A 25,594-nucleotide genomic window follows, 5' to 3' on the forward strand; every position below is an offset into this window, starting at 1 on the left:
CGTCACCCGCCGTACCGGAGACCCGATGCCCACCCACACCCCGACCGACACCCCACCAGCCGAGGCGGTCGCGCCACTGATCAGGGGCGTCAGCGTGCTGCGGGAGCTGACGGAGGCGGGCGGCAGGGCGAGTGCGAGCGGACTGGAGCGCGCCACCGGCCTCGCCCGCTCCACGGTCGACCGGATCACCTCCACCCTCGCCCGCATGGGGTACGTCCGTCTCGACGGCCGGGACGTCGTGCTGACCCCGCGTCTGATGGACCTGGGCAACGCCTGTCTGGCCGCCCTGCGTCTGCCCTCGCTGCTGCGCGGGCCCGCGGACGCGCTCGCCGACGCGCTGGACGAGTCGGTCTCGCTGGCGGTCGCCGACCACGACGGCATCCGCTTCATCCACCAGGCCACCCGTCGCCGCGCGATGTCCCTGAGCTTCCGCATCGGCGACCTGCTCCCGGCCGAACGCACCGCGCCGGGCCCGCTGTTCGCCACGGAGTGGACGCAGGACGAGTGGCGGGCGTGGCGTGAACGCCGGGCGGCGGACCCTCAGGACCGGGGCTTCCCGGCCGTACCCCCGAGGGAACGGCCCGAGGACGACGGGGAGTTCGCGCGCCGGGTGACGGTGGCCGGGGAGCAGGGCTGGGCGGTGGACGACCAGTTGATCGAACCGGGTCTGGTGGCGCTGTCCGTCCCCGTGCGGGAACCCGGTACCGGCCGGATCGCCTGTGTGGCGAGCGTGGTGAGCCACACCAGCCGGCACTCGGCTGCGGACCTGCGCGAGACGCTGCTGCCACGGCTGCGGACCGCCGTGGCGCGGATGGAGCGGGAGTTGCGCGAGGCGCCGGAGCCGGAGCCGTCGCCGCCGCCCTCGGGGCTCGCGGCCTGGACGGGCGCCTCGAAGCAGGAACTGGGCCGGGAGTTCGTGGAGTCGCTGGCCCGCGGTCTGACGGTGCTGACGGCGTTCGACGAGGGCCGGGCGCGGCTGACGCTCACCGAGGTGGCCACGGCCACCGGGCTCGCCCGGGCGACGGCACGCCGGGCGCTGATCACGTACGAGCACCTGGGCCTGGTGCGACGCCTGCCGGACGACGACCGGGCGTTCGCCCTGACGCCCCGGGTGCTGTCCCTGGGCTTCCCGCCGCTCTCCCGCACCTCCCTGTCCCGGCTGGCCGCCCCGCACCTGGCGGACCTGACCGCCCGGATCCAGGAGTCCGCCTCACTGGCGGTGCTGACCCCGGACGGTTCGGAGATCCAGTGCACGGCCGGGGTCACCGCGTCGCGCGTCATGAGCGTGCACATCGCGCCGGGCACCCGGCTGCCCGCCCGGCGGACGGCCCAGGGCCGCGTCCTGCTGGAGAACGCGGGGTACGTCCTCCTCGACGACGAACGCGAGCACGGGCTGCGCACCCTCGCCGTCCCCGTGCCCGACCGGACGGGCCGGGCCGTCGCCGCGGCGGCCGTGTCGATGCACGCGGCCCGCCACACCCCCGAGGACTGCGAGGAGCACGTCCTCCCGGCGCTGCGCGCCACGGCGGACGCCATCGCGGCGGACCTGAGGGCCGCGTCCCGCTTCACCCACGTGCCCCTGTCCTGACCTCGCTCCCCTGTCCTGGCCTCGCTCCGTTCAGGCCGGACACTCGCACATAACCGTATAGATCCCGCATAGAGGGCGAAGAGATCCCGTATAGGGGCCCGATCCACCGTCGACGCATGACCACGCCCCCCTCGACCGGTCCGCCCTCTCTGCGGCGGAACCGGGACTTCCTGCTGCTGTGGTCCGGTGCCGCCGTGTCCTTTCTGGGCAACAGGGTCGCGGGGGTCTCGTATCCGCTGATCGTGCTGTGGCACACCGACTCGCCGCTGGTGATGTCGGCGGTGTCGTTCGCCGCGCTGCTGCCCCTGCTGCTGGTGCAGCTCCCCGCCGGAGTCCTGGTCGACCGCTGGGACCGGCGCCGGCTGATGGCGCTCAGCGAGGGCGTCCGGGCCGTGGCCCTCGGCAGCGTCGTCGTCACCCTCGCGCTCGGCGGGTTCTCCGCGGTCCAGCTGGCCGCCGTCGCGTTCCTGGAGACCAGCCTCGCCATCCTGTACCGGCTGGCCGAGCGCGGAGCCGTGCGCAACGTCGTCGACGCGAGCCAACTGGCCACCGCCCTCTCCCGCAACGAGGCACGCGGGCGCGCCGCGGTCCTGCTCGGCCAGCCCGGCGGCGTCCTCCTGCAGAGCGCGGCGCGCTGGGCGCCCTTCCTCTTCTCCGCGCTGGCCGGACTCGCCTCGCTGAGCAGCCTGCTGCTGATCCGCAAGGACTTCCAGCAGCGGCGCAAGGCCCCGCCCAAGTCGCTGCGCACGGAACTCGCCGAAGGACTGCGCTGGCTGTGGCGGCAGCGGTTCCTGCGCACGGCGCTCGCCTTCGTCGCCGTCAGCAACCTCCTCCTGCAGATCCTGCCGCTCGCGCTGTTCGTCCTCGTGAAGGTGGAGGGCCGGCCGCAGAGCGCCGTCGCCGTCATCGTGGCCGCGGGCGGGATCGGCGGCATCGTCGGTGCCCTGAGCGGCAATTGGTGGCAGCGCCGGATCAGCCTGCGCACGGTCCTGGTCGGCGGGCTGTTCTGCTGGGCCGCGCTGATCACCGCCATGGCCCTAGCCAGTGAGCCGGTCGTCCTCGGCGTCCTGTTCGCCGGGACGGGCTGCGTCACCGGCGTCTTCAACGTCGCCTCCGCCGTGTACCAGATCCGCACCACCCCCGACGCCCTCCAGGGCCGGGTCGCGGCCACTTCGCACCTCGTCGCCACCGGAGCCAATGTGCTCGGCGTCCTGCTCGGGGGCCTCGCCCTGTCCGCCGCCGGCCCGGCCCTCGTCTTCCTGCTGATCGGCTGCGCCATGGCGGCCCTGGCCACGGCCGCGACGGCCACCCCGGCGCTGCGGGACGAACGCGCCGCCACGACCGAGAAGTTGACCGAGACAAGGGAGACCGATCATGGGCACGAGCGCACACGGTGACCGGGACGCCCTCCGCGCCGAACTGCTGAGGCGCCGGCTCGCCGGGAAGGGCCGCGGCCGACGGAGCGGGGAACCGGTCCGCGCCGACCGGGGCGGACCGCTGCGGCTGTCCCACGGCCAGCAGCAGATGTGGTTCCTGAACCGGCTGGAACCCGGCAGCCCCGAGTACCTGGTCCCGCTGGCCCTGCGGCTGCGCGGACCGCTGGACGTCCCGGCCCTCGCCCGGGCCTGGGACCGCTTCCTCGCGCGGCACGAGATCCTGCGCACCCGGTACGCCTGGCAGGACCCCGAACCCGTCCAGGTCATCGACCCGGCGCGCCCGGTGGGGCTGCCCGTCGAGGACATCTCCGGGCTCTCCGAGGGGGAGGTGCACGAGCGGATCTCCCAGGACTTCCGGCAACCCATCGACCTGGAGCGGGAATGGCCGGTCCGCGCCCGGCTCCTGCGCAGCTCGCCCGGCGAGCACGTCCTGATCGTGGTCGTCCACCACATCGCCTGCGACGCCTGGTCGACCCACCTGTTCGCGGAGGAGATCAGCGCGCTGTACGCGGCGGGCCCCGGCGACGGCCCGGAACCGCTCGACTTCCAGTACGCGGACTACGCGGCCTGGGAGCGCGAACGCCTCGCGGGCGAGGCCGGGCAGCGCAACCTCGCCTACTGGCGACGGCAGTTGGCCGGCCTGACCCCGCTCACCCTCCCCACGGACCGGCCGCGCCCGGCCGTCCGCGACCCCCGGGGCGCCTCGGTCGCCCGCCCGCTGCCGACGGAACTCGCCGGCGCCGTACGCGACCTGGCCAAGCGGCACGACACCACGCCCTTCACCGTGCTGCTCACCGCCTTCCAGGCCCTGCTGGCCCGGTACACCGGCGAGGACGACATCGCCGTCGGCACCCTGCTGTCGACCCGGAACCGCCCGGAGTGGCAGCGCCTGTTCGGGTACGGCATCACCAGCCTCGTCCTGCGCGGCCGCCTCGACGGCGACCCGGCCTTCGACGAGCTGTTGTCCGCCACCCGTGGCACGGTGCTGGACGCCTTCGAGCACCAGGAGGTGTCGTTCCGCCATCTGGTCACGGAACTCGAACCGGACCGCGACCGCTCGCGCACCCCGCTGTTCCAGGTGCTGTTCACCCTGCGCGAGGAGACCGTCGAGGACTACCGGCTGCCGGGCCTGACGATGACCCGTGTCCCGCCCGCCGACCTCCCGGCCCGGTTCGACCTCTCCCTGGTGATGAACGAGGGCCGGGACGGCACCCTGACGGCCCAACTGGAGTACGCCACCGCCCTGTTCGACCGCGCGACGGCCGACCGGATGCTGAGCCACTTCGTCCGCCTCCTCACCTCCGCCACCGCCCGGCCGGAGACCCCCCTCTCCCGCCTGGACCTGCTCGCCGGGGAGGAGCGGACGGCGCTGCTGGAGGCCGCCGGGCCGCGGGGCGGGTCCCCCGTCACCCGACGCGTCCATGAGCTGTTCGAGGAGCAGGTGCGCCGCACACCGGACGCCCCGGCCGTCTCGTACGGCGGACGGACGCTGTCGTACGGCGAGCTGAACGCCCGTGCCAACCGGGTCGCCCACCTGCTGCGGACCAAGGGCGTGGGCCCGGAGGACCTCGTCGGACTGTGCCTGGAGCGGGACATCGAGCTGATGCCCGCCCTGCTCGGCGTGCTGAAGTCCGGCGCCGCCTACGTCCCCGTGGACCCGGCGAACCCGCCCGAGCGGCTGGCGTACATCGCGGCGGACACCGCGGCCCCGGTCGTCCTGAGCACGTCCGCGCACTCCGGCGTCCTGGAGGGCGCGTACGACGGTGAAGTCGTCCTGCTGGACCGGGACGCGGAGCTGATCGCCGCGCAGCCGGACACCGATCCGGATGTCCCGGGCGGCCCCGGGAACCTGATCTACACGATCTACACCTCCGGTTCGACCGGGAGGCCCAAGGGGGTCGCGCTCACCCACGCCAACGTGGGGCGGCTGCTGCGGGAGGCGCGGCGCCACCTCGCGTACGACGAGGGCGATGTGTGGTCGCTGTTCCACTCGTACGCATTCGACGTGTCGGTCTTCGAGATGTGGGGTGCCCTGCTGCACGGCGGGCGGCTGGTCGTGGTGCCGTATCCGGTCACCCGCTCGCCGGAGGAGTTCCTGGACCTGCTGGCGGCGGAGCGGGTGACCGTCCTCAGCCAGACGCCGTCCGCCTTCAGGGGTGTGGCCGCGAGCGCCGGGGAGCGTGAACTCGCCTTGCGGGCCGTGCTGTTCGCCGGGGAGCGGCTCGACGTCCGTGAGCTGGAGCCCTGGATCTCGCGCCGGGGCCTGGACCGCGTCGCCCTGGTGAACCTGTACGGGATCACCGAGACCACCGTCCACACCACCTGGCACCGGCTGACCGAGGAGGATCTCGCGCCCGGAGCGGGCAGTGTCGTCGGCCGCCCGCTCGACGACCTCTCCCTCCATCTGCTGGACCGGCACGGCCGGTTGGTGCCGGTCGGAGTGCCGGGCGAGATCCATGTCGGCGGCCCGGGCGTGGCCCGCGGCTATCTGCGGCGCCCCGAGCTGACCGCCGAGCGTTTCGTGCCGGACCCGTTCGGCCCCGCGGGCTCCCGGCTGTACCGCAGCGGTGACCTGGCCCGGCGGCTCCCCGACGGGCGCCTGGAGTTCCTCGGCCGGATCGACGACCAGGTCAAGATCCGCGGCTTCCGCGTCGAACTCGGCGAGATCGAGAGCGCGCTGGCCGGCCATCCCGGGCTGCGTGACGCCGTCGTCGTGGTCCGCGAGGAACAGCTCGTGGCGTACGTCCTCCCCCTGGGCGAGGCGCCGGGTCCGGCCGAGCTGCGGGCCCGTCTGGCGGCCTCGCTGCCCGAGTACATGGTCCCCGCGGCCTTCGTCGCCCTGGACCGGCTTCCGCTGACCACCAACGGCAAGCTCGACAGGCGCGCTCTGCCCGCGCCCGGCCGGGAGGACCTGGGCGGAGACCGGGCGTACACCCCTCCGCGCACTCCCGTCGAGGAGCGTGTCGCCGAGGTCTGGCAGGAGGTGCTGGGCCTGGACCGGGTGAGCGTCGAGGACGGCTTCTTCGACCTCGGCGGCGACTCCATCCGGGCGGTGGCCCTCGTCGGCGCCCTGCGCGCCGCCGGGTTCGACCTCGCCGTACGGGACGTCTTCGACCACCGCACGGTCGCCGGTCTCGCCGAGCTCGTGGCGGGGCGGGGCCGGGCCGTCGTACGCCAGGCGGTGCGGCCGTTCGAGCTGCTGGCCGACGGGGACCGGGAGCTGCTGCCCGCCGGGCTCGCCGACGCCTATCCGATGGCGCAGACGCAGATCGGCATGGTCGTCGACATGCTCGCCCACGACCGGCACAGCAACTACCAGAACGTCGCCTCCACCCGGATGCGCGACGAGGTCCCCTTCGACCTCGACGCCCTGCGCGCGGCGGCCGCCGCGGTCGTCGAACGGCACGACGTCCTGCGCACCTCCTTCGACCTCAAGTCCTGTTCCGTACCCGTGCAGTTGGTGCATCCGACAGCGGTGATCCCGGCGGCCGTACGGGATCTGCGCGGCCTCGGCGCAGAGGAGGTGCGGCGCGTGCTCGACGCCTTCCACGCCGAGGAGAAGGCCCGCCTGTTCGACCTGTCCGAGCCCCCGCTGTTCCGGCTGACGGCCCATCTGGTGGACGGCGGCTGGTGGCTGTCGGTGACCGAGTTCCACGGCATCGTGGAGGGCTGGAGCTACCACTCCCTGGTCCAGGAACTCCTCGCCTGCTACCGGGAGTTGTGCCAGGGCCTGCCGCTGTCGCCGTACGCGCCGCCCGGTGTCAGGTTCGCCGACTCCGTCGCCGGGGAGCTGCGCGCCCTGGCCTCCGCGGAGGACCGCGCCTACTGGGCCCGGACGATCGACGGGCCGCAGAAGTTCTCCCTGCCCGAGAGCTGGGGCGACAAGGACGGGCCGGCCGAGCACTTCTGGGTGTCCGTGCGCTTCGACGACCTGGAGGACGGGCTGCGCTCCCTGGCCGCCGAGGCCGGTGCCTCGCTCAAGAGCGTGCTGGTCGCCGCGCACGGCAAGGTCCTGAGCCTGCTCACCCCGCAGCCGGAGTTCACCAGCGGTGTCGTGGTGCACACCCGGCCGGAGGCGGTGGACGCCGACCGCATCTACGGCATGCACCTCAACACCGTGCCGTTCGCCTACGACCGGACGGCCCGCACCTGGCGCGAGCTCGTGGCGCGGGCCTTCGCCCAGGAGGCGGAGCTGTGGCCGCACCGGCGCTTCCCCATGCCCGAGATGCAGCGCATGGCGGGCGGCCGTCGGCTGGTGGACGTGCTGCTCAACCATGTGGACTTCGACCGCCTGGAGAGCGACGCGGTCGACCTGGACTCCGTGCTGGCGCCCGGGACGACGGAGTTCGACCTCGCCGTGACGACGATCTCCCGGCGCATCGGGCTGAAGACGAACACCGGTGCCCTGAGCCGCCCGAACGCGGCCCGGCTGGCGGCGCTGTACCGGTCGGTGCTGGAGGCGATGGCGGCGGATCCGGAGGGCTCCGCCCGCGAGTCCCATCTCCCCGAGCCGGAGCTTCGGCGTCAGCTGGTGGAGTGGAACTCCACGGCGTCCGAGGCCCCTTCGGCATCGGTGCTCGAGCTGTTCGAGGCGCAGGCGGCGAGGACTCCGGAGGCGGTGGCGGTACGCGGCGGGGACCGCACGGTCTCGTACGGCGAGCTGGACGCCGAGGCCGAACGGATCGCGCACCGGCTGCGCGGCCGGGGAGTGGGCCCCGAGTCGCGGGTCGCCGTACTGCTCGACCGCGGTCCGGCGCTGGTCGCCTCGCTGCTCGGGGTGTGGAAGGCGGGCGCGGCCTACGTGCCGGTGGATCCGTCGTACCCGGCCGAGCGGGTGGCCGCGCTCGTCGAGGCGGCCGGGGCGCAGGTGCTGCTGGACGAAGGGGCGCTCTCGGACGAGGCCCTGTCCGCAATCGACGTCCCCGCCCCACCGCCGCCCCCGGTCGTCGCCCTGGACCGGCCGGCCTATGTGATCTTCACGTCCGGTTCGACCGGTACGCCGAAGGGCGTCGAGGTCACCCATCGGGGTCTGGCCAACCATGTCGCCTGGGCGGCACGCGAGTTGGCGTCGAACGGCACCGGCGGCGCGCCCCTGTTCTCCTCGGTGGCGTTCGACCTGGTCGTCCCCAACCTGTGGGCGCCGCTGGTGACGGGACAGGCCGTGCACACGGTCTCGCAGGCGGTCGACCTCGCCGATCTGGGCAGCCGGCTGTCGGCGGGGGCGCCGTACAGCTTCGTCAAGCTCACCCCCGGTCACCTGGACGTGCTCTCCCACCAGCTCACCCCGGCCGAGGCCGCCGCGCTCGCGCCGGTCCTCGTCGTCGCGGGCGAGGCGTTCACCCGGGCGACACTGCTGCGCTGGCGCGCTCTCGCTCCGAAGACCCGGCTGATCAACGAGTACGGCCCCACCGAGGCGTCCGTCGGCACCTGCGTCCACGAGGTGCCGGCGGAGCCCCAGGAGGAGGTCCTGCCGATCGGCAGGCCGCTGCCGGGCATGGCGATGTACGTCCTGGACGGCTCGCTCCAGCCGGTACCGGCCGGCGTGCCGGGCGAGCTGTACGTCGGCGGCACCGGAGTGGCCCGCGGCTACGCGAACCGCCCCGACCTGACCGCCGAGCGCTTCCTGCCCGACCCCTACTCCGCCGAACCCGGCGCCCGTCTCTACCGCACCGGCGACCTGGTGCGGCAACGCGAGGACGGGAACACGGAGTTCCTCGGCCGGCTCGACGACCAGGTCAAGATCCGCGGCTTCCGGGTCGAGCCCGGCGAGGTCCAGGCCGTCCTGGCCGCCCACCCCGCCGTCCGCCAGGCCTTCGTGACGACCTTCGACGGCGAACTCGCCGCGTACTGCGTCCCGGAGACCGCCGAGGCCGCCCCCGAGGCCGACAGCCTGCGGCAGCCGGCGGACCGTCTGCCCGACCTGCGCCGGCATCTGGCGGACCGCCTGCCCGACTACATGGTCCCGGCCACCTTCACCGCCCTGGAGGCGCTGCCCCTCAACGCCAACGGCAAGATCGACCGCCGGGCCCTGCCGGCGCCTTCCGTGGCCCACGCGGACACCTTCGTCGCCCCCCGCCCCGGCACCGAGGAGCAGATCGCCGCCGCTTGGCGCAGGGTCCTGGAGCGCGAACGCGTCGGCGCCGAGGACAGCTTCTTCGATCTCGGCGGCGACTCGATCCGTGCCGTCGCCCTCGTCGGCGCCCTGCGCGCGAGCGGGTTCGACCTCGACGTACGGGATGTCTTCGACCGCCGTACGGTCGCCGCCCTCGCCGCCCTCGTGGCGGACCGGGCGCCCGCGGTCGCCACCGCCCTGGTGAAGCCGTTCGAGCTGCTCACCGCCGAGGACCGGGAGCGGCTGCCGGACGGACTGGCCGACGCCTACCCGATGTCGCAGACGCAGACCGGCATGGTCGTGGAGATGCTGGCCGACGAACGGCTGCGCCGCTACCACAGCGTGACGTCGTTCCGGATCCGCGACGACGTGCCCTTCGACCCGGCCGCCCTGGTCGCCGCGGCCCGCACGGTCGTCGCGCGGCACGAGGCGCTGCGCACCTCCTTCGACCTCGACTCCTGCTCGGTGCCGGTGCAGTTGGTGCACCCGGCCGCCGAGATCCCGGTGTCCGTGCACGACGTCGTCGGCCGGGACGTCCAGCAGGCCCTGCGCGCCTTCCAGGCCGACGAGCGGTCCCGTCCGTTCGCCCTGTCCGCCCCGCCGCTGCTCCGACTCGCCGCCCATGTGGAGGGCGAGGGGGCCTGGTGGCTGTCCATGGTCCGCTGCCATGCGATCACCGAGGGCTGGAGCCACTACAACCTGCTGATGGAACTGCTGGAGTGCTACCGGCGGTTCCGCGACGGCGAGGCCGTGGCACCGGCCGAGGAGCCGGAGCTGCGGTACGCCGACTTCATCGCGGCCGAGCTGAGGGCCCTGGCGAGCGAGGAGGACCGCGCCCACTGGGCCGGGATCGTCGAGGAGCATCCCCCGTTCGCGCTGCCGGCCGGCTGGGGAGAGGCGGCCGGGTCCTCGGAGGACAGCCAGGTCAGGCTGCGGGTCCCGATCGGCGACCTGGAGCCCGGACTGCGCGCACTCGCGAGCCGGGCCAGGGCCTCGCTGAAGAGCGTGCTGCTCGCCGCGCACCTGAAGGTGCTCAGCGCGCTCACCGGCGAGCGGTCCTTCACCACCGGCCTCGTCTGCGACGCGCGGCCGGAGGCGGTCGGCGCGGACCGGGTGCACGGCATGTACCTCAACACCGTGCCCTTCGTGCACGACCGCCGCGGGGCGGGCGACAGCTGGCTGGACCTCGTACGGTCGGCCTTCGACCGCGAGGTCGGGCTGTGGCCGCACCGCCGCTTCCCGATGCCGGAGATGCAGCGCATGGCGGGCGGTGGCCGGCTCGTCACCGTGTCGTTCAACTACCTCGACTTCCGCCAGGTCGACCGGGAACTCGTCGACGTGGCACCCACGCTCGCCGAGGGCGGCACCGAGTTCGACCTCGCCGTCACGACCCTGGCCGGGCACCTCGGCCTCAGCAGCCGTACGAGCGTCCTGAGCGAGGCCGCCCTGGGGCGGATCGGGGCGATGTACCGGCGGGCGCTCGAAGCGATGGCCGCGGACGCGGACGGGGACGGGGACGCCGGTGCGGAGCTGTTCCTGTCCGGCGAGGAGCGGGCGCTGCTGGAGGAACTCGGCGGCCCTGTACGCGCGGACGGACCCCGCCCCGCCCTCCCCGGACTCTTCGAGCAACAGGCCGCCCGCACCCCCGACGCCCCGGCCCTCGTCCACGGCGCGGCCAGCATGTCGTACGCGGAACTGAACACCCGCGCCGACCGCATCGCCCACCTTCTGCGCACCCGGGGCGTGGGCGCCGGGTCCACCGTGGGCGTGCTCCTGGACCGGGGGCCGGACCTGGTGGCGGGTCTGCTCGGCGTGTGGAAGGCGGGCGGGGCGTACCTCCCGCTGGATCCGGCCTCGCCCCTGGACCGGCTGCGGTTCATGGTCACGGACGCGGACGCGCGGACAGTCCTGACCCGGCGCGAGAGCGCCCCCCGCGGCTTCGACCACCCCGGGGCGCTGTTCCTGGAGGACGTGCCCCAGGGCGAAGCCGTCGCGCAGGGCGCGCCCGTGGGCGAAGCCCTACCGGCGGACGCGTTCCTCGACGGCGCGCCCCTGGGCACCGCTTCCGCCACCCCGGCCAACCGGGAGACCGACGCCGAGCAACTGGCGTACGTCATCTACACCTCGGGCTCCACCGGCCGTCCGAAGGGCGTCCAGATCACCCACGGCGGCCTCGCCCACCGGGTCGCCTGGGCGCTCGGCGCGCAGGGCCTCGGCCCCGCCGACCGCGTGCTGCACAAGACGTCGATCGGCTTCGACGCGGCCGGGTGGGAGCTGTTCGCCCCGCTGATCAGCGGTGGCACGGTGGTGCTCGCTCCGGCCGGGGCGGAACGCGACCCGGCGGCGCTGCTGCGCTCGGTCGCCGACCACCGGGTGACGGTCCTCCAGGTGGTGCCGTCGGTGCTGCGCCTGCTGGCGGACACGGAGGGCTGGGGCGGGTGCGCCTCGCTGCGGCTGCTGTGCTCGGCGGGCGAGCAGCTCGACGGCGAACTGGCGGGACGGGTAAGGGCGTTGTGCCCGTCCGTGGAGCTGTGGAACACCTACGGCCCCACCGAGTGCACGATCGACGCGACCGCCCACCGGGTCCCGGCCGGCCCCCTCACGGGCCCCGTGCCGATCGGCCGCCCCCTCCCGCACGCCGGTGCCCGGGTCCTCGACGCGGATCTGCGCAGGGTCCTGGTCGGCGTGACCGGTGAGCTCTACCTCGCGGGCGCCGGGCTCGCGCGCGGCTACGCGGGCCGCCCGGACCTGACCGCCGAGCGGTTCGTCCCCGATCCGTACGGCCCGCCCGGCGCCCGCCTCTACCGGACCGGTGACCTGGCCCGGGTGCTGCCGGACGGCACGCTCCAGTACGTCGGGCGGACGGACGACGAGGTCAAGATCAACGGGGTGCGGGTGGCCCCGGCCGAGACCAGGGCCGCCCTGCTCGCCGTACCCGGGGTCCGGGACGCGCTCGTGCTGCCGTGGCGGGACGGCCAGGGCGAACAGCGCCTGGTGGCCTACGTGGTGGCGGACGACGCCGAGCCGGCCCGACTGCGCCGACAGCTCTCCACCACCCTGCCCGCGGCCCTCGTCCCCCACTTCCTCGTCCCGCTCGACCGGATCCCGCTCACCGTCAACGGCAAGCCGGACCGGGCCGCACTCCCCGCACCCGAACCCGCCGAGGATCCCGCGGGCCCGGCCCCGAGCACCCCCGTCGAACGGGCGCTCGCCGAGATCTGGTCCCAGGTGCTGGGCCTGGAGCGGGTGAGCGCGCACGACAACTTCTTCGACTACGGCGGGGACTCCCTGATGGTCATCAGGGTGATCGGCGCGGCACGCCGGCGCGGTCTGCCGCTGACCCTGCGGATGTTGTACGAGTACGACACCCTGGCCGCCCTGGCCGAGGCCGTCGACTCGCTGAGGGAAGGACAGGGCATGACGACCGACGTACGACCGGCGCCCGAGCCGCCCCGGGCCGTCCTCCTGCCACCGGGCTTCCGGCGGGAACTGGAGGAGGTCATGGCGGCCCACCGCGTACCCGGGGTGAGCGTCGCCCTGCTGCGCGGCGGCGAGGTGGTGTCCCTGGAGGGGTACGGCGTGACGGCGGCCGACCGCCCCGAGCCGGTCACCCCGCACACCGCCTTCCAGGTGGCCTCGGTGAGCAAGCACGTCACGATGCTGGCCGTGCTCCAGCTCGTCGGCGACGAGGTGCTCAACCTGGACGCCGACATCAACCGCTACCTCACCACGTGGCAGGTCCCGGACGGCGCCCGGATCACCCTGCGCGAGCTGATCAGCCACCAGTCGGGGCTCAGCCATGTCGCCCCGACCAACTTCCTGCCCACCGAGCCCATGCCGTCGATCCCGGAGATCCTGCACGGCCGCCCGCCCGCCACCAACGCCCCGGTGCGGGCCGAGCATCCGGCGGGCACCGTCTTCAAGAAGACGAACATCAACTTCTCGGTGCTGGAGCAGCTGCTCCTCGACGTCACGGGCGAGCCCTTCGGGGCGATGATGCGGCGCCTGGTCCTCGAGCCGCTGTCCCTGACCGACAGCACCTTCGACCAGAACCACCCCGCCGTCGCCCCGGCCCCGGTGGCGGTCGGCCACGATCCGGACGGCGCCCCCGTCCCGGGCCGCTGGCGGGTCCGCAACGAGGTCGCGGCCGGCGGGCTGTGGGCGAGCGCGGCGGACCTCGCCAAGGTGGCACTGGAGATCCGTCGCGCGTGGCGGGGCGAGCCCGGCACCCTGATCAGCCGCCCGCTGGCGCAGCAGATGCTGACCATGTGGCATCCCGGCGGCTTCTACGGCCTCGGCACCGTCGTCGACACCAGCACCGGCGAGGTGGAGTACGGGCACGGCGGCCGTACCGTCGGCTTCCGGGTCGGCACCTTCACCCGGGTGGACAGCGGCGAGGGCCTGATCGTGCTGACCAACTCCGAGAACGGCAAGCAGGTCAACACCTTCGTCGCGGACACCGTCCGGCGGGCGGGGGGCTTCGGCAAGGGCGAGATGATCACCACGTGGGCGCACACGGAGGACGAGCCGGTGGAGCGGGTGGCGTCCCGTGACTGAGGCACTCGAACAGGCGGTGGGCCACCGCCCGGACGACGAGGCCACCGCCGTACTCCTGCGGGTCGAGGGCCCTCGGGGCCCATGGTCGGCGGCGTCCGGAGTCGCCGACACCGCCACCGGCGAACCGGCCGGCCCCCACCACAGGTTCCGCATCGGCGGGGTGACGAAGACGTTCGTGGCGGCGGTCGTACTGTCCCTCGTCGACGAGGGCCTGATCGCCCCCGACGAACCGGTCGAGGCCCACCTGCCCGGCCTGCTCCAGGCTCCGGTGAGCGTACGGCAGCTCCTCGACCACACCAGCGGCCTGGCCGACGACAGCGACGTCCGCTACAACGACACCCCGTGGTTCCTGCGCCACCGCCTGGACACCTTCACCCCCGCCCAGCTGATCGACCTTCCCCTGCGGGAGCCGCTCGGCTTCCCCCCGGGCACCCGGCAGCAGATCACCCGCGCCAACTACGTGGTGGCCGGAATGCTGATCGAACAACTCACGGGCCGCTCGTACGCGCGGGAGGTGGAGGACCGCGTCCTGCGCCCCCTGAACCTGACCGCGACGACACTCCCCGGCACCGACCCCACGATCCCCGCCCCGCACATCAAGGGGTACGAGAACGGCGTCGACGTCACCGAGCAGAGCCCGACGATCCACGGCGCCGCGGGCGAGATGATCTCGACCGTCGCTGACCTGGACCGCTTCCTGACGGCCCTGTTCGGCGGCGAGCTCCTCACCGAGAAGAGCCTCGACCACATGTTCCGGGTGCCGGACGTCCCGTACGTCAGGGGTGGCCGGGCCTTCTGCGGCGCGGGCCTGGACAGCATGGTCCTGCCCGGCGGCACCACGGCGTGGGGCATGGCGGGCGTCGTCCACGGCCACCTCAGCGGCCTGGGCGCCACCCGGGACCTGGAACGCCGGGTCGTCTACATGATGAGCCCTCGCACCCGGGGCACGATGCGAGTACCACCCACGGTCCAGTCCTTCCTGACCACGGCCCTCACGCCGTAGCGGGGGCGGGGGCGGGGCCGTAGCCGAGCGGGGCCGCCGCACACCACTGCCCGGCCCCGCGACCCACCCACCCGCTACACTGTCGGCGGCGGCGCAACCTCTCTCGACCGCGCCACCGCGCGCCTTCGTAGCTCAGGGGATAGAGCACCGCTCTCCTAAAGCGGGTGTCGCAGGTTCGAATCCTGCCGGGGGCACATATTTATGCAGGTCAGATGTCTGAGCACCCCCTCGGAGAGGTCTTCCGAGGGAGTGTTTGGGTCGGTGGAGGTGCTTGGGCCCGCCGCAGGCCGGTGATCAGTTCAGTTGTTCGGCCAGGCCGACGATGACGCCCTCCGGGCCGCGGACGTAGCAGAGCAGGTAGCTGTTCTCGAAGCGGGCGATGCGGCCCATGAGTTCGGCGCCGTGCGGGCGCAGGCGGCTGACGGTGTCCTCAATGTCGTCGACGGCGAACATGACGCGGTGGGTGCCGATGATGTTGTGGGGGCGGTCACGGGGGCCGGCGTCGATCGCCTCGGGGCTGCGGTACCTCGCCAGTTCGAGCCTGCTGTGGCCGTCGGGGGTACGGAGCATCGCGATGTCGCAGTGGACGCCGTCGAGGCCGGTGCACTGGTCCGCGAAGAGGCCCTCGACCTCCCCTCTGCCCTCCAGTTCCATACCGAGTTCCACGAAGAACGCGACGGCGGCGTCCATGTCCTCGACGACGATGCCGACATTGTCCATCCGCTGAATCGCCATGACGGTCCCTCCTTGTGCCTCGCGCGGCCGATGGTCGCCGCTGATGTTCCTGGGACGGAGCCGGGGGCACGTTCTCGACATGCACGGGCCGCGGGGTGCGCGAGCCGGGGCCCCGCCGCGCACCCGCGCCGGAGGCGTCCCCGCCCATACTGGACCCGTGCGCACAGCATTCGCCCATGACGCGGTCCTCGTCGTCGAAGCCGACGGGGATGTGAGGGCGCCCGGTGCGGCCATCACGGTCGCGCTCTGCGGGCATTGGGAGCACGAGCCCCCGTGCCCGCTGGCGGCCCACCACACCTCCGTCGAACGCGACGGCGACGGCGACGGCGACGGAGTCCGGTTGCGCGTGCTGTTCGTGTCCGAGCCCGCGGACGAGGCGGAGGTCCGTACGCGGATCGAGAGCGCGCTCCACGGGGGGCGTCTCGACGGCCCCGACGGGGTCACCACACGATGGCGGCTCCTCGACACCCGCCCCAGCCCGGTCCGCGACGACGAGCGCGAGCACGCAGCGCGCCTCGTCGAGACGTGACGGACTCGGCTCCCCCTCCCGGCTCCGGAGCCGCTGAGGTGCCGCGGCCCGCCACCGGTCCCCCTGGGACCTCAGCGTTTGAACGGGCTGTCCGTCCACAGCATCGGGTCCGACGGGTCCACGGGAAGCGGAGGGTGGGGGTACGGGGTGTGACCGTCCGTGGGGGAACAGCCTGAGAACGGGCCTGTGTCGGCGTCCATGAGGGCGTTCAGGTGGGGATCGCAGTGGTACAGCCACCAGGTGGACATGCCGAGGTTCCGGTCGAGGCGCAGATGCTCCCACGCCCTCCACAGCGCGTCCAGGCGGGCGATGGCCTCCGCGTGTTTCCACCAGGCCGGGCACCACGTCAGCATGGTGCCGTTCACGCGTCGGCGGATCATCTGCGACAGATAGTCGGTGACGAACTCGTCCAGGGAGGCGAAGACCGGCTCCGGTTCGTCGTCCCACGCATCGTTCACGGACGCGCCCCCGGATCGTGCGTCGCCAGCGAAGCGCGGACGTCTTCGGCGTGGCCTGACTCCCACCAGGGAACCGTCTCGACCAGCACGGGCGGCGTACCCGACGCCAGCACCAGAGCCCGGCCCGGAGGCATCGCCCCCAGATCCGCCACGTCCAGCACCCGCTCACGGCGGGAGGTGTGGCTGGTGGAGCGATGGGAGAACAGCCCTCCGCCCTGCTGAGCGGGCTGATACGAGACCGAGACGGTCTCGGCCTCGAACTCCCCCGCCAGCTGAGACAGGTCGTTGAGGAACTTGGTGTCGGAGACGCCACCCCCGTACACCCGGATGTTCGCCGCCGACCAGAGCTTCTCCATCCCCTTCTCCCCCCAGACCTCAATGCCTTGCGCCCAGGACTGAAGGATCGTCATGAGGACAATGCCGCGCGATCCGTAGTGCGAGTACAGGTCGGGGAGATCGGCCCAGCGGCAGACGTTGGCCGCCTCGTCCAGAACTCCGAGCAGAGGAACCCGCAGTCGGCCGCCCGGCTGCATGGTCGCCGCCTCTTCCGCCGCCTCCACCACGGCCACCGTCAGCGCCGTGACGAGGGGCCCCGCCGAGTCCTTGCCCTCGCGGGAGAGCGAATAGAGCGTGCCCAGGTCGTCTCGGACGAAGTCGGCGGGGACGAACTCGGGTCGCTTGGCCATGCCGCCGCCCTGAGTGATCCATGGATGGACCGCGGGGTTCACCAGACAGGACGCCATCTGCATCGCCGTACCGAAGATGCCGCCTCGCTGCTTCTCCGGGGCGGTGATCACGCCTTCCACCGATTCCGCGGGCAGGACATGCCCGTGCTCCCGCAGGATCCGCACCGGAGTGTCGTCCTTCGGCCGCGTGAGCCACGTGTAGACCTGCGTGATGGGCTCGTTGGCCTCGGCGGCCGCGAGCAGGAGCCCGGCCAGCAGGTCCTGGCCGGCCGGCTCGAAGAAGGCGTCCGTTCTGGCACCGTGATCACGTGACCCGAGCGCGAAGTGCGCCGCCATCTTGCGGGCCCTGGACACATCGGTGACGTACGACAGTGGGTTCCACCACCAGGAGGGGGGCTCCCCCGCTCGGCCCTGCGGGTCGAACACCCATACGCGGCCTCTGGTCTCCCGGAGACCTCGTGTGGCGTCGACCACATCTCTCTTGTTCGAGGTGACCAGTACGGAACCGGGGGCGTCGCAGATGGCCGGGATGGCGCGCCGGGTCGTCTTGCCGGTACGCGGTCCCCAGATGTCGATGTGCATGTCCTCGAAACTGCCGTACAGCGGACGGCCTCCGAGGAGCGCACGGCCGATGAACACACCGGGCAGGTCCGCCTTGGTGCCCAGCCGGGCGGCTGTCGCGGCCGCGCCCGCGGCACTCAGCTTGTCGATCTCCCTGCCCCGGCCCAGGTAGCGGGCAGTGCGGTCGATCTTGGGCCGCGCGCCACGCTTGAGCAGCGCCCTGATCAGGACGAGACCGACGACCAGGACGAGCAGGCCCTCGGCCGCGGCCACGGCGGTGGCCGCCGCCCCGGGCCAGCGGGCGGTCCCCGCCATCAGGCCGAGCACGTACACGAACGGGTTGGCGGGCGGACCCTCACCACCCGCCAGCGCGGCTCCGGCCGCGGCCGCGGCCCAGCAGCTCACCACACCGAGCACCAGCGTGAGCACGGCGCCGAGGAACAGGAACGGGCCGAACTCCGAGGACGGTCCCCGCTTGCCCTCCGTGGCGGTCACGTCGCCCACCTGCGGTTGGTGTCGTTGATCGACAACTCGGCCTCGGTCAGCTCCACCTGCAGCGGAATACCGGGCCTGCCGCCCACCTTGATCAGGAACTTGCCCCTGCCCGGAGGCGGCGCCTCACGCCCCGCGGCCGAGTCCCAGGCGGGCGGGGTCGACCAGCCGGTGATCATCTCCTGCTCCACGTGCGACATCGCCACGACTTGGTTGAGGTCCGGCATCTCCGCGCCCGGCAGCCCCCCGCAGATCACCATCCCCGCGCGTTCCACGAAGCCCTTCGCCTTCATCCGGTCCTCCTGGGCCGGCAGCGCGAGCAGGTCGGACATGGTGTGGGTGATCATCGCCATGCCCACACCGCGCTGGCGGTTGAGCCGGGTGAGCGCGTCGACCCGGTCGACCAGGCCCCGCCCGGCACGCAGGACACGCCACAACTCGTCGAGAATCACGAAGTAGTGCTTCTGTTGTTCGAGTCCGGCGTCCGCCAGAGCCTGAGCGGCCGCGACCGCGCTGAAGCCGTACGTCCAGCACGTCAACAGCGCCGCCGCCTGCAACAGGACCTCGGAGTCGTCGATCGCGGACACGTCGAAGCACACAGGCCGGTCCGTGACCATGGACACCGAGGTGGGGTGGGCGAACATGTCCCCGAGCCGCCCCTGGCCGAGAAGGCCGGTGAGAGACGACTCAAGAGGCTCGGTGATGTCGCGGTAGCGGCTGAGGCTGCCACGGTCGAGTGCGACGGAACGCACCAACTCCGGGGCGTCCTTGATGACCTGCAACAGATCGGCCATGACGGGGGTGCCGCGCCGCCGGTCGTCGAGAACCGTCAGGGCGGAGGCCAGGAGGGTCTCCTCCCGGTCCGTAGGTGGTTCACCGCGCAGGATGGTCAGCAGGGCGGAGACGGCGTTGAGGCGGCGGCCGTGGGCGTCCCCGATGATCGCGCGGCGTGCCTCGCCCGTCAGCCGCGCCGCCGCGGACATCGCGATCGAGGTGTCCAGCGGGTTGAGGTAGCCGCGCCCTCTGCCGAGGGTGATGACCTGGCCGCCCAGCGCGTCGATGAGGTCGACGTAATCGGGTTTGAGGTCGCCGAAGACCATGGGGTGAACCCCGTAGCCGGCCAGTCCCAGGGCCTGGCGGCGCACCACGGTGCTCTTGCCGAGGCCCGGTTTGCCCAGGACGAACGCCGAAGGGTTCAGCAGCAGGTTGGCCCGCTGGAACCAGCTGATCGGGTCACAGCACACGGCCGCGCCGGAAATCAGGTTACGGCCGAGGGGCACCCCGACCATCGGCGTGCCGGAACCGGCCGCGAACGGCCACAGTCCGCACACCTGAACCGTGGTGCCACGCCATTCGGGCGCGGCCTCGACATACGCCGCCGCACCGCCGCCGCGCCCGGCCCAGCCACGCCAGCCCGGCCGACGCGTCCCGGGTGCCCGCTTCTGATCCATCGAGTCCCCTCGTCACATGGCGTCGCGTACGGCCTGCGGCACGCGCAGATGATGCGGCAGCACGATGCCCAGGGGCAGTGCGGCGGCGAACGCCGAGGCCTGGGAGCCGTACACCCGGCGCAGTGCGACGCGGGCGGGAGCGGAGATGTTGCCGATCGCGGCCGACGCGCGCTCCAGTTCCTCTCGCTCGGTCACGGTCGCGGTGACCAGCATCCCGAAGCGGACGACGCCCGCCCCGGTGGCCTCCTCACGTGCCGCCTGATCGGCGGCGCGTACGGCCACGGAGTCCCTGGCCTGCTGCACCTTGGCCTGCTGTGCCTTGAACAGCGCGTCCTTGCGGTCGCGTTCGACGACGCGGGCGGCGGCGGCCGGGTCGTGCGGGCGGTACAGCAGGGTCACCCGCTTACGGCTGATGTCGGCGTGCGGCAGCAGCAGGGAGGCCAGCACGGAGGAGAACACCTCGCCCCTGGGCGCCTCGCTCATGGACCACGTGATCGAGAAGGCCCCGTCGTGCCGGTAGTGGTCCCAGGCTTCCTCGGTGGCGATGGGCCCCGCGTCCTCCCAGGTGATCCCCGAGCCACCCGCGGCTCGCGCCTCCTCCACCAGCACGGCGACGGAGGGGTCGTAGGCCACGCGCACGGCCTCCGCCAGATCCGAGGCGGTCATCGGGGTGGCCGGACCCGCGCCGGTCATGGACAGGTTGGCGCCGAGACCGGGCAGCCGCAGTCCGATCTCCGCGGCCATGCCCGCGGCGTCGCGGCGTTTCTGGCCGCCCGTGGCCGCGCCCGAGTACGTGAGAGCCACGCGCGTCGTGAGCGTGGCCGAGCCGGCGGGGTAGGTCTGCACGACCTCGCGCAGCACGGCCTGGGCGAGGGCGGGCGCCTGTGGGTCCAGGTTGCCGTTGACCTCGCGGCCCAGGCGGATGCCGGGGTCGGGTGCGGCTTCGATGGTCACCGAGCAGGCCACCAGGTTCGGCTCGTAGGCCAGGGAGGCGAGCCACTGACCCCAGTACGCCACCCAGGTGTCGACCTGGTCGCTGTCGACGAGGGACGCGCCGTCGGCGTCGCACTGGAGCACGGCCGTGTGGTGGTTGACGGAGGGGACCGTGAGCAGGGCGAACGGGCGCCCGTGGGCGTCGACGGCCTCGGTGAGACTGGACTGGGCGGCCAGACCCGGGAGTTGGCAGGTGCCGTAGCCGGTCCTGCCGAGCGGACCCGAACGGTAGACGTTCCGGCCGCTCGTGCGTCCGTTGCGGAAGGCGACCCGCGCGGTGAACCGCTGCAGCCCGTTACGGCCGTGCCGGTCCCGGAGCAACAGGGGCACCAGGGAAAGACCGACGACGACCGCGAAGGACAGCGCCAGCCACACGGAGACGAGCATGGAGATCACGACCAGCACCATGCCGCCCATCAGCACCATGGTCCCGGCCATGCCGAGCCCGTGGATGCCGGGTGAGGTGGGCTTGCGCCAGTTGCCGTAGGTACGCGGCCCGCTGATGTCACTTGCTGCCACTGGGTCCCCCGTCCATTCCACCGCTTTCCGCGGCACCTTGTGCCGCGCCCTTCACCTTGTCGTAGCCCTCCTTGGCGGCAGCCGCCGCGGCTCCCGCGGGGCCGGCGGCGGCGCCGGCTGCGGTGCTGGACGAGGCCGTTGTCGTAGCGGCGCCGGTCGACTGTGTCGCGGCGCCCGTTTGCGCCGAGGACCCGGTCGCGGCGCCCTGCGGCGCGCCGCCGCCACCCCCACTCTGAGCGGCGTCGGCAGAGCCGCCGCCGGACGCGCTCTGCCGGGAGGAGTCGTTCGCGGGGCTGCCCTTGGGCCCTCCGCCGGACCCGGGGTCGGCGGCGCCGGGGGTGCCTCCCCCGCCCTGGCCGTTTCCGCCGGACGACGCGTTGGGCGTGGAGCCGGCGCCGCTCGGCGAGGACTGGCCGCCGGAGGACGAATCCGAGCCGCCGGACTGCTGGTTGGCCAAGGAGGCGACCTTCTTGGCGCCCATCGCCAGGCTGGCCCCGCTCGCGGCCGCGCCGGTCCCCGAACCGCCGGATCCCACGGCCTGCACGAGGGGCGTGGCGAAACGCATGAGGGCCGGCAGGGCGAACACCGCGAGGACCATCAGCATGATGCCGCAGATCGAGGTGAGGAAGGTCTTGCTGTCCGCGTTGCCGTCACCCATCGCCGCCGTCATACGGAACGCCATCGCGTAGATGATCGCGGCGATCGGTTTGTAGAGGATGAACGCCAGGAGCCAGGCGATCGACTTGCGGAACCACGCCTGACCGGCGGCCGTCATGGACGACGCCGCGGCGAGGGGAAGCATCCCGCACAGGATGAACAGCATCACGGTGCGCACCATCATGAGCGCCACCTGGACGATGCACGCGAGCGTGGCCAGCAGGGTCAGGACAAGCGCGAGTACCGGCCCGATGCCTCCCACGAGCCGGCTGAGGGCGAGCCAGTCCATGATGGCGTCGCCGAACTCGACGTTGCTGTACGACTCTTCGATGATCCATTCGGAGAACGCGTCGGAGGCCTCGAGGAGTGCGCTGATCACACTCAGGCTCATCCCTGTGACCACGGTCAGCGTCAACATGCCCTTGGCGGCCTCGGCAGCCGCCTCGCCCCGTCTGGTGATGGCCATCTTGCCCGCCGCGATCAGCAGGCTCAGTACGGCCACCCAGGTGGTGATCCAGCCCGTGTGCTGCCAGATCCAGGCCACCGGTGACGTCTTCGGGTCGTCACCCCCGCCCGCCGCCAGGTCGGGCGTGGGGATCTGCACCCACCACGACATCACGGTACCGACGATCTTGCCCAAGCCCTCGATCGCGCCTTCGACGATGACGACGAAGATGTCGGCGCCGGTCTCGGCGGCGGCGTCGGTCGCGCAGTCGGTCCAGTTGAGCGGATTCCAGCAGGAGCCCACGATCGATCACCCCGCCGGGAAGGGGGAGTATCCGTCGGCGTTGAACCGCTTCACGACCGACTCGGACTGCCCTCCGTTGGGGGACATCTGCTGCATCCAGTCACCCTCGTGCCAGCGTGCCGTCAGCACCATCGTGAGGACGGTGCCGCCAGGGGTGTCGAACGCGAGGTCGATGACGGCGGTGTCGGGCGTGTAGGAGACCAGCTTGTAGCCGGCCAGTGTGGGCGTCGACGAAGGGAAGTCGGAGGTCTGGTCGGCGCGGCCGGCCGCGACGCCCTGCTCGAAGACGCCCTTGGCCTCGTCCGGGTACACCTGCTGGTCGACGACGTCACGCCAGTCGGGGCCGTTCGACGAGCGGATGGAGATGTTCGTCAGGGCCAGAAGGGCACCCCTCGGCGTGTGGGCGTAGCAGCGCGCCACTCCGCCGTCGACCACGGCGGGGCCCGCGTCCTTCGACAGCGGGAGATTGATCGGCCCGAACTTCTCCCAACTCAGGTCGATCGAAGCCAGATCGGCGATGCTCGCCGTATCGGTCGCCGTGTCCTTCAACCCGGGACAGGAGGACTCTGTCCCCTCCCCCTGCTCGGCGCTCGACGAGGCGGCGGGTGCCGCAGCCTGCTGGGAACCGCTCCGCGTGGCCGACGCCTCGCCGCCGGACGGCTCGTCGCCGCCCCCCGTGAGAATCAGAACGGGGATCAGGGCGATGATGAGCGCGATGATCCCGGCCGATGCCACGAACCCTGGTCTGGTGTACGGGTTCTGCGACTCCTGATCGGATGTCGTGGGCTGCTGGTCCACACTCAACTCGTCCCCCCGGTGATTCGCTGGCAGCCGGTCCTTGTCAGGCGACCAGTTGGGTCACGATGCCGGACGCCGCGCCGACGAGGACGCAGGCACCCAGGACGTAGGCGAGGGCTGTGGCGTGCTCGCCGCCCTGGCCTCGCTGGTGGGAGACCGCCATACGGCCGGCCACCACGAGGATGCCGACGACACAGAGGGCCAGGACGATCCAAGCGACCCACTGGAGGATGTCCTTGAGGTTCGCGACGCCGGGCGGCTCCTTGCCCTGCCCGGGGTCGTAGACATCGGCCAGGAAGGTTCCTCCGTGATGCGCGGACTCGCCCGCGGCAAGCATCAGGTCATACATCATCGGTAATTCGTCACCCCGTCCGGCGTCGTCCGCCGTGAACCCGATTCGTGGAGCGGCATGCCCCAACCGGAGACGATCATAAGGGTGTTCGAGTCGAGCAGTAGAGGGAATTCTGATGCGCATCTCAACTCGTGACGTTTTCGGGACAGTTGTGGCCTCCGCGCTACAAGTTGCCTCAGATGCGTGCGGCTCGCCACGGCACCAACTAATGTTCGAGATCTGATCACTTGGGCCACGGGGGCGAAGACTTCGGATGCAGGGGGCTGCGAAGTTCGGCATCGGGTGCGGAGGCGGCTGCCTCGGCGCCTTTTTCGGTGGACTCGTGCTGCTGGGCGCGATGCTCGGCGGTGGCGATTCGGCGCAGGCCGCCGGTGATCTCAACGAGGGTGAGGTGCCTGCGGCTTATCGCGAGTGGGTCATCAAGGCCGGGTCGATGTGCAAGGAGATCACCCCGCCTGTGATCGCGGCGCAGATCGAGGCGGAGTCCAACTGGGATCCCGAAGCCCAGTCCTACCAGTACATCAAGGACCCCGATACCGGAAAGACCGTCAAAGTGCCGCTCGCACAGGGGATATCCCAGTTCATTCCGGGGACCTGGCAGACCTGGGGCCGGGACGACGACAAGAACGGCCGGACCAGCCCCTTCGACCCGGGGGACGCGATCATGGCGCAAGGCCGGTACGACTGCGCGCTGGCGCGGGACGTGAAGGGCTACATCGACCGCGGTGTGGCCACCGGAGACGTACTGGACCTCACCCTGGCCGCCTACAACGCCGGCCCCGGCGCCGTGGAGGATGCGGGCGGCGTCCCGAACTACACCGAGACCCGCAACTACATCACCCGCATCAAGTCCCTGATAGCCAAATACACGCAGGCACTTGAGGAAGGCGGGAGCGGGACGATCCCCGCGGGCCAGAAGCTCGCCGCTCCGCTGAAGGGCGACCCGGTCGTATCCTCGCCGTTCGGCGTCAGCCGGCCCTCCAGCTACTACGGCTACCACACGGGCACCGACTTCGCGGTGCCCGTCGGCACACCCGTGTACGCCGCGGACGCCGGCACGGTCACCTTGTCCGGATGGAACGACGCCTACGGCAACCGCATCGTCATCAAGCACAAGGACCGGGACGGCAAGAGCGTGGAGACGACGTACAACCACCTGAGCTCACGCAGCGCGGACAAGGGCGACTCGGTCCAGGTGGGCCAGGTCATCGGGCACTCCGGGAACACCGGCAACTCCACCGGCCCCCACCTGCACTTCGAGGTCATGTGGGGCGGGGCGTTCGTCAACCCGGCTCCCTGGATAGGAGGTTAGCCGTGCCTCGCCTGTGGGCGCCGCCCCTCGCCGCCGTACTCGCCCTGACCCTCGCAGCCTGTGGTTCCGGCGGCTCGTCGGACTCGTCCAAGAGCAGCCCGAAGCCGTCCGCCACCACGTCGCTGCCGTCGTCCCGGCCCACCGACTCCGATGCGCGCCTGCCGAAGGCGCGGGCCGTCGACGAAGGGGACGCGAGCGCGGTCGTGCTGGAATGGTCCCGGCTCGCGTACAGCTACGACACGATGTACGACACCCATCCGCACACCGCGTTCCTGCGCGCCGACCGCTACCTCACCGCCCAGCGGCGCGCGGTGGAGCGCGCGTATCAGCCCGCCTCCGCCCCGGGTTCCCGATGGGGCACCTGGTCCTCGCACGCCGCCTGGATCACCGCCGCCGCCGAGCTCGCCACCCCGGACGAGGACACGCCCGCCGACACGACGGTCCTCGCCTACCGCGCGGTCGTGGTGCGGGGCGCGGCGCACGGCCGGGACGGGTGGAAGGGCACCGGGCCGCGGCTGCGGGCCTATTTGACGCTCGTCCGGGAGAAGGCCTCGGATCCATGGCGGATCTCGCAGATCACCACGGACGAGGCCACTGACTGAAGGAG

General features: G+C 72.4%; 15 protein-coding genes and 1 tRNA gene. 8 read left to right on the forward strand and 8 right to left on the reverse strand.

The window, feature by feature from the left end:
- Positions 1–25: 25 nt before the first annotated feature.
- The 5 genes from AC068Z_RS13560 to AC068Z_RS13580 all read left to right on the forward strand — a co-directional run bounded on the left by AC068Z_RS13560 (position 26) and on the right by AC068Z_RS13580 (position 14,890).
- Positions 26–1,588 carry an IclR family transcriptional regulator domain-containing protein gene (locus AC068Z_RS13560; RefSeq protein ID WP_478554769.1) on the forward strand — a complete coding sequence of 521 codons (1,563 nt, stop codon included), beginning with the start codon at positions 26–28 and terminating at the stop codon, positions 1,586–1,588.
- Positions 1,589–1,704: 116 nt separating this feature from the next.
- Positions 1,705–2,985 carry an MFS transporter gene (locus tag AC068Z_RS13565; protein ID WP_478554770.1) on the forward strand — a complete coding sequence of 427 codons (1,281 nt, stop codon included), beginning with the start codon at positions 1,705–1,707 and terminating at the stop codon, positions 2,983–2,985.
- Positions 2,963–13,693: an amino acid adenylation domain-containing protein gene (locus AC068Z_RS13570; protein WP_478554771.1), complete on the forward strand. Its 10,731-nt coding sequence runs from the start codon at positions 2,963–2,965 to the stop codon at positions 13,691–13,693. Before AC068Z_RS13565 ends, AC068Z_RS13570 begins: the two co-directional genes overlap by 23 nt.
- On the forward strand, positions 13,686–14,696 hold the full coding sequence (locus tag AC068Z_RS13575; RefSeq protein ID WP_478554772.1) for a serine hydrolase domain-containing protein: 1,011 nt from the start codon (positions 13,686–13,688) through the stop codon (positions 14,694–14,696). Before AC068Z_RS13570 ends, AC068Z_RS13575 begins: the two co-directional genes overlap by 8 nt.
- A gap of 121 nt (positions 14,697–14,817) precedes the next feature.
- A tRNA-Arg gene (locus AC068Z_RS13580) sits at positions 14,818–14,890 on the forward strand.
- A gap of 100 nt (positions 14,891–14,990) precedes the next feature.
- On the opposite strand, the gene AC068Z_RS13585 is transcribed toward AC068Z_RS13580, so the two are convergent.
- The gene (locus AC068Z_RS13585) at positions 14,991–15,431 is read right to left on the reverse strand and encodes a VOC family protein (RefSeq protein WP_478554773.1); all 441 of its coding nucleotides are present in this window, start codon (positions 15,429–15,431) and stop codon (positions 14,991–14,993) included.
- Positions 15,432–15,588: 157 nt separating this feature from the next.
- Between AC068Z_RS13585 and AC068Z_RS13590 the strand changes: the two genes are divergently transcribed.
- Positions 15,589–15,960, forward strand: coding sequence for a hypothetical protein (locus AC068Z_RS13590; RefSeq protein ID WP_478554774.1), 372 nt, complete (start codon positions 15,589–15,591; stop codon positions 15,958–15,960).
- 71 nt (positions 15,961–16,031) lie between these two features.
- Here AC068Z_RS13590 and AC068Z_RS13595 read toward each other — a convergent pair whose 3' ends face one another.
- Genes AC068Z_RS13595 through AC068Z_RS13625 form a run of 7 tightly spaced genes read right to left on the reverse strand, consistent with a single transcriptional unit; the run spans position 16,032 to position 23,675 of the window.
- Positions 16,032–16,418: a DUF4913 domain-containing protein gene (locus tag AC068Z_RS13595; protein WP_478554775.1), complete on the reverse strand. Its 387-nt coding sequence runs from the start codon at positions 16,416–16,418 to the stop codon at positions 16,032–16,034.
- Positions 16,415–18,160, reverse strand: coding sequence for a type IV secretory system conjugative DNA transfer family protein (locus tag AC068Z_RS13600; RefSeq protein ID WP_478554776.1), 1,746 nt, complete (start codon positions 18,158–18,160; stop codon positions 16,415–16,417). The genes AC068Z_RS13595 and AC068Z_RS13600 overlap by 4 nt, the downstream gene beginning before the upstream one ends.
- Positions 18,157–19,608 carry an ATP/GTP-binding protein gene (locus AC068Z_RS13605; RefSeq protein WP_478554777.1) on the reverse strand — a complete coding sequence of 484 codons (1,452 nt, stop codon included), beginning with the start codon at positions 19,606–19,608 and terminating at the stop codon, positions 18,157–18,159. Before AC068Z_RS13605 ends, AC068Z_RS13600 begins: the two co-directional genes overlap by 4 nt.
- A 12-nt stretch (positions 19,609–19,620) precedes the next feature.
- Positions 19,621–21,120 (reverse strand): SCO6880 family protein, encoded by a 1,500-nt coding sequence (locus AC068Z_RS13610; protein WP_478554778.1) that lies wholly within the window; start codon positions 21,118–21,120, stop codon positions 19,621–19,623.
- A complete protein-coding gene (locus AC068Z_RS13615; RefSeq protein WP_478554779.1) occupies positions 21,107–22,525 on the reverse strand; it encodes a TrbL/VirB6 family protein in 1,419 nt (472 codons plus the stop codon). Before AC068Z_RS13615 ends, AC068Z_RS13610 begins: the two co-directional genes overlap by 14 nt.
- A 6-nt stretch (positions 22,526–22,531) precedes the next feature.
- Positions 22,532–23,323: a DUF8175 domain-containg protein gene (locus AC068Z_RS13620; protein ID WP_478554780.1), complete on the reverse strand. Its 792-nt coding sequence runs from the start codon at positions 23,321–23,323 to the stop codon at positions 22,532–22,534.
- A gap of 43 nt (positions 23,324–23,366) precedes the next feature.
- Complete coding sequence (locus AC068Z_RS13625) at positions 23,367–23,675, reverse strand: hypothetical protein (RefSeq protein ID WP_478554781.1); 309 nt, start codon at positions 23,673–23,675, stop codon at positions 23,367–23,369.
- 253 nt (positions 23,676–23,928) lie between these two features.
- Here AC068Z_RS13625 and AC068Z_RS13630 point away from each other — a divergent pair, with 253 nt between their 5' ends.
- Positions 23,929–24,987, forward strand: coding sequence for a peptidoglycan DD-metalloendopeptidase family protein (locus AC068Z_RS13630; protein ID WP_478554782.1), 1,059 nt, complete (start codon positions 23,929–23,931; stop codon positions 24,985–24,987).
- Between the two features lie 2 nt (positions 24,988–24,989).
- The gene (locus AC068Z_RS13635; RefSeq protein ID WP_478554783.1) at positions 24,990–25,589 is read left to right on the forward strand and encodes a hypothetical protein; all 600 of its coding nucleotides are present in this window, start codon (positions 24,990–24,992) and stop codon (positions 25,587–25,589) included.
- The last annotated feature ends 5 nt before the right edge of the window (positions 25,590–25,594 follow it).

Source organism: Streptomyces sp. NPDC043726 (genome assembly GCF_056436565.1).

Bases quoted from the DNA above. Each gene is read 5' to 3' on its own strand.
- AC068Z_RS13560 (WP_478554769.1), top strand. From the start codon at position 26: ATGCCCACCCACACCCCGACCGACACCCCACCAGCCGAGGCGGTCGCG.
- AC068Z_RS13565 (WP_478554770.1), top strand. From the start codon at position 1,705: ATGACCACGCCCCCCTCGACCGGTCCGCCCTCTCTGCGGCGGAACCGG.
- AC068Z_RS13570 (WP_478554771.1), top strand. From the start codon at position 2,963: ATGGGCACGAGCGCACACGGTGACCGGGACGCCCTCCGCGCCGAACTG.
- AC068Z_RS13585 (WP_478554773.1), bottom strand. From the start codon at position 15,431: ATGGCGATTCAGCGGATGGACAATGTCGGCATCGTCGTCGAGGACATG.
- AC068Z_RS13605 (WP_478554777.1), bottom strand. From the start codon at position 19,608: ATGGATCAGAAGCGGGCACCCGGGACGCGTCGGCCGGGCTGGCGTGGC.
- AC068Z_RS13625 (WP_478554781.1), bottom strand. From the start codon at position 23,675: ATGATGTATGACCTGATGCTTGCCGCGGGCGAGTCCGCGCATCACGGA.
- AC068Z_RS13630 (WP_478554782.1), top strand. From the start codon at position 23,929: ATGCAGGGGGCTGCGAAGTTCGGCATCGGGTGCGGAGGCGGCTGCCTC.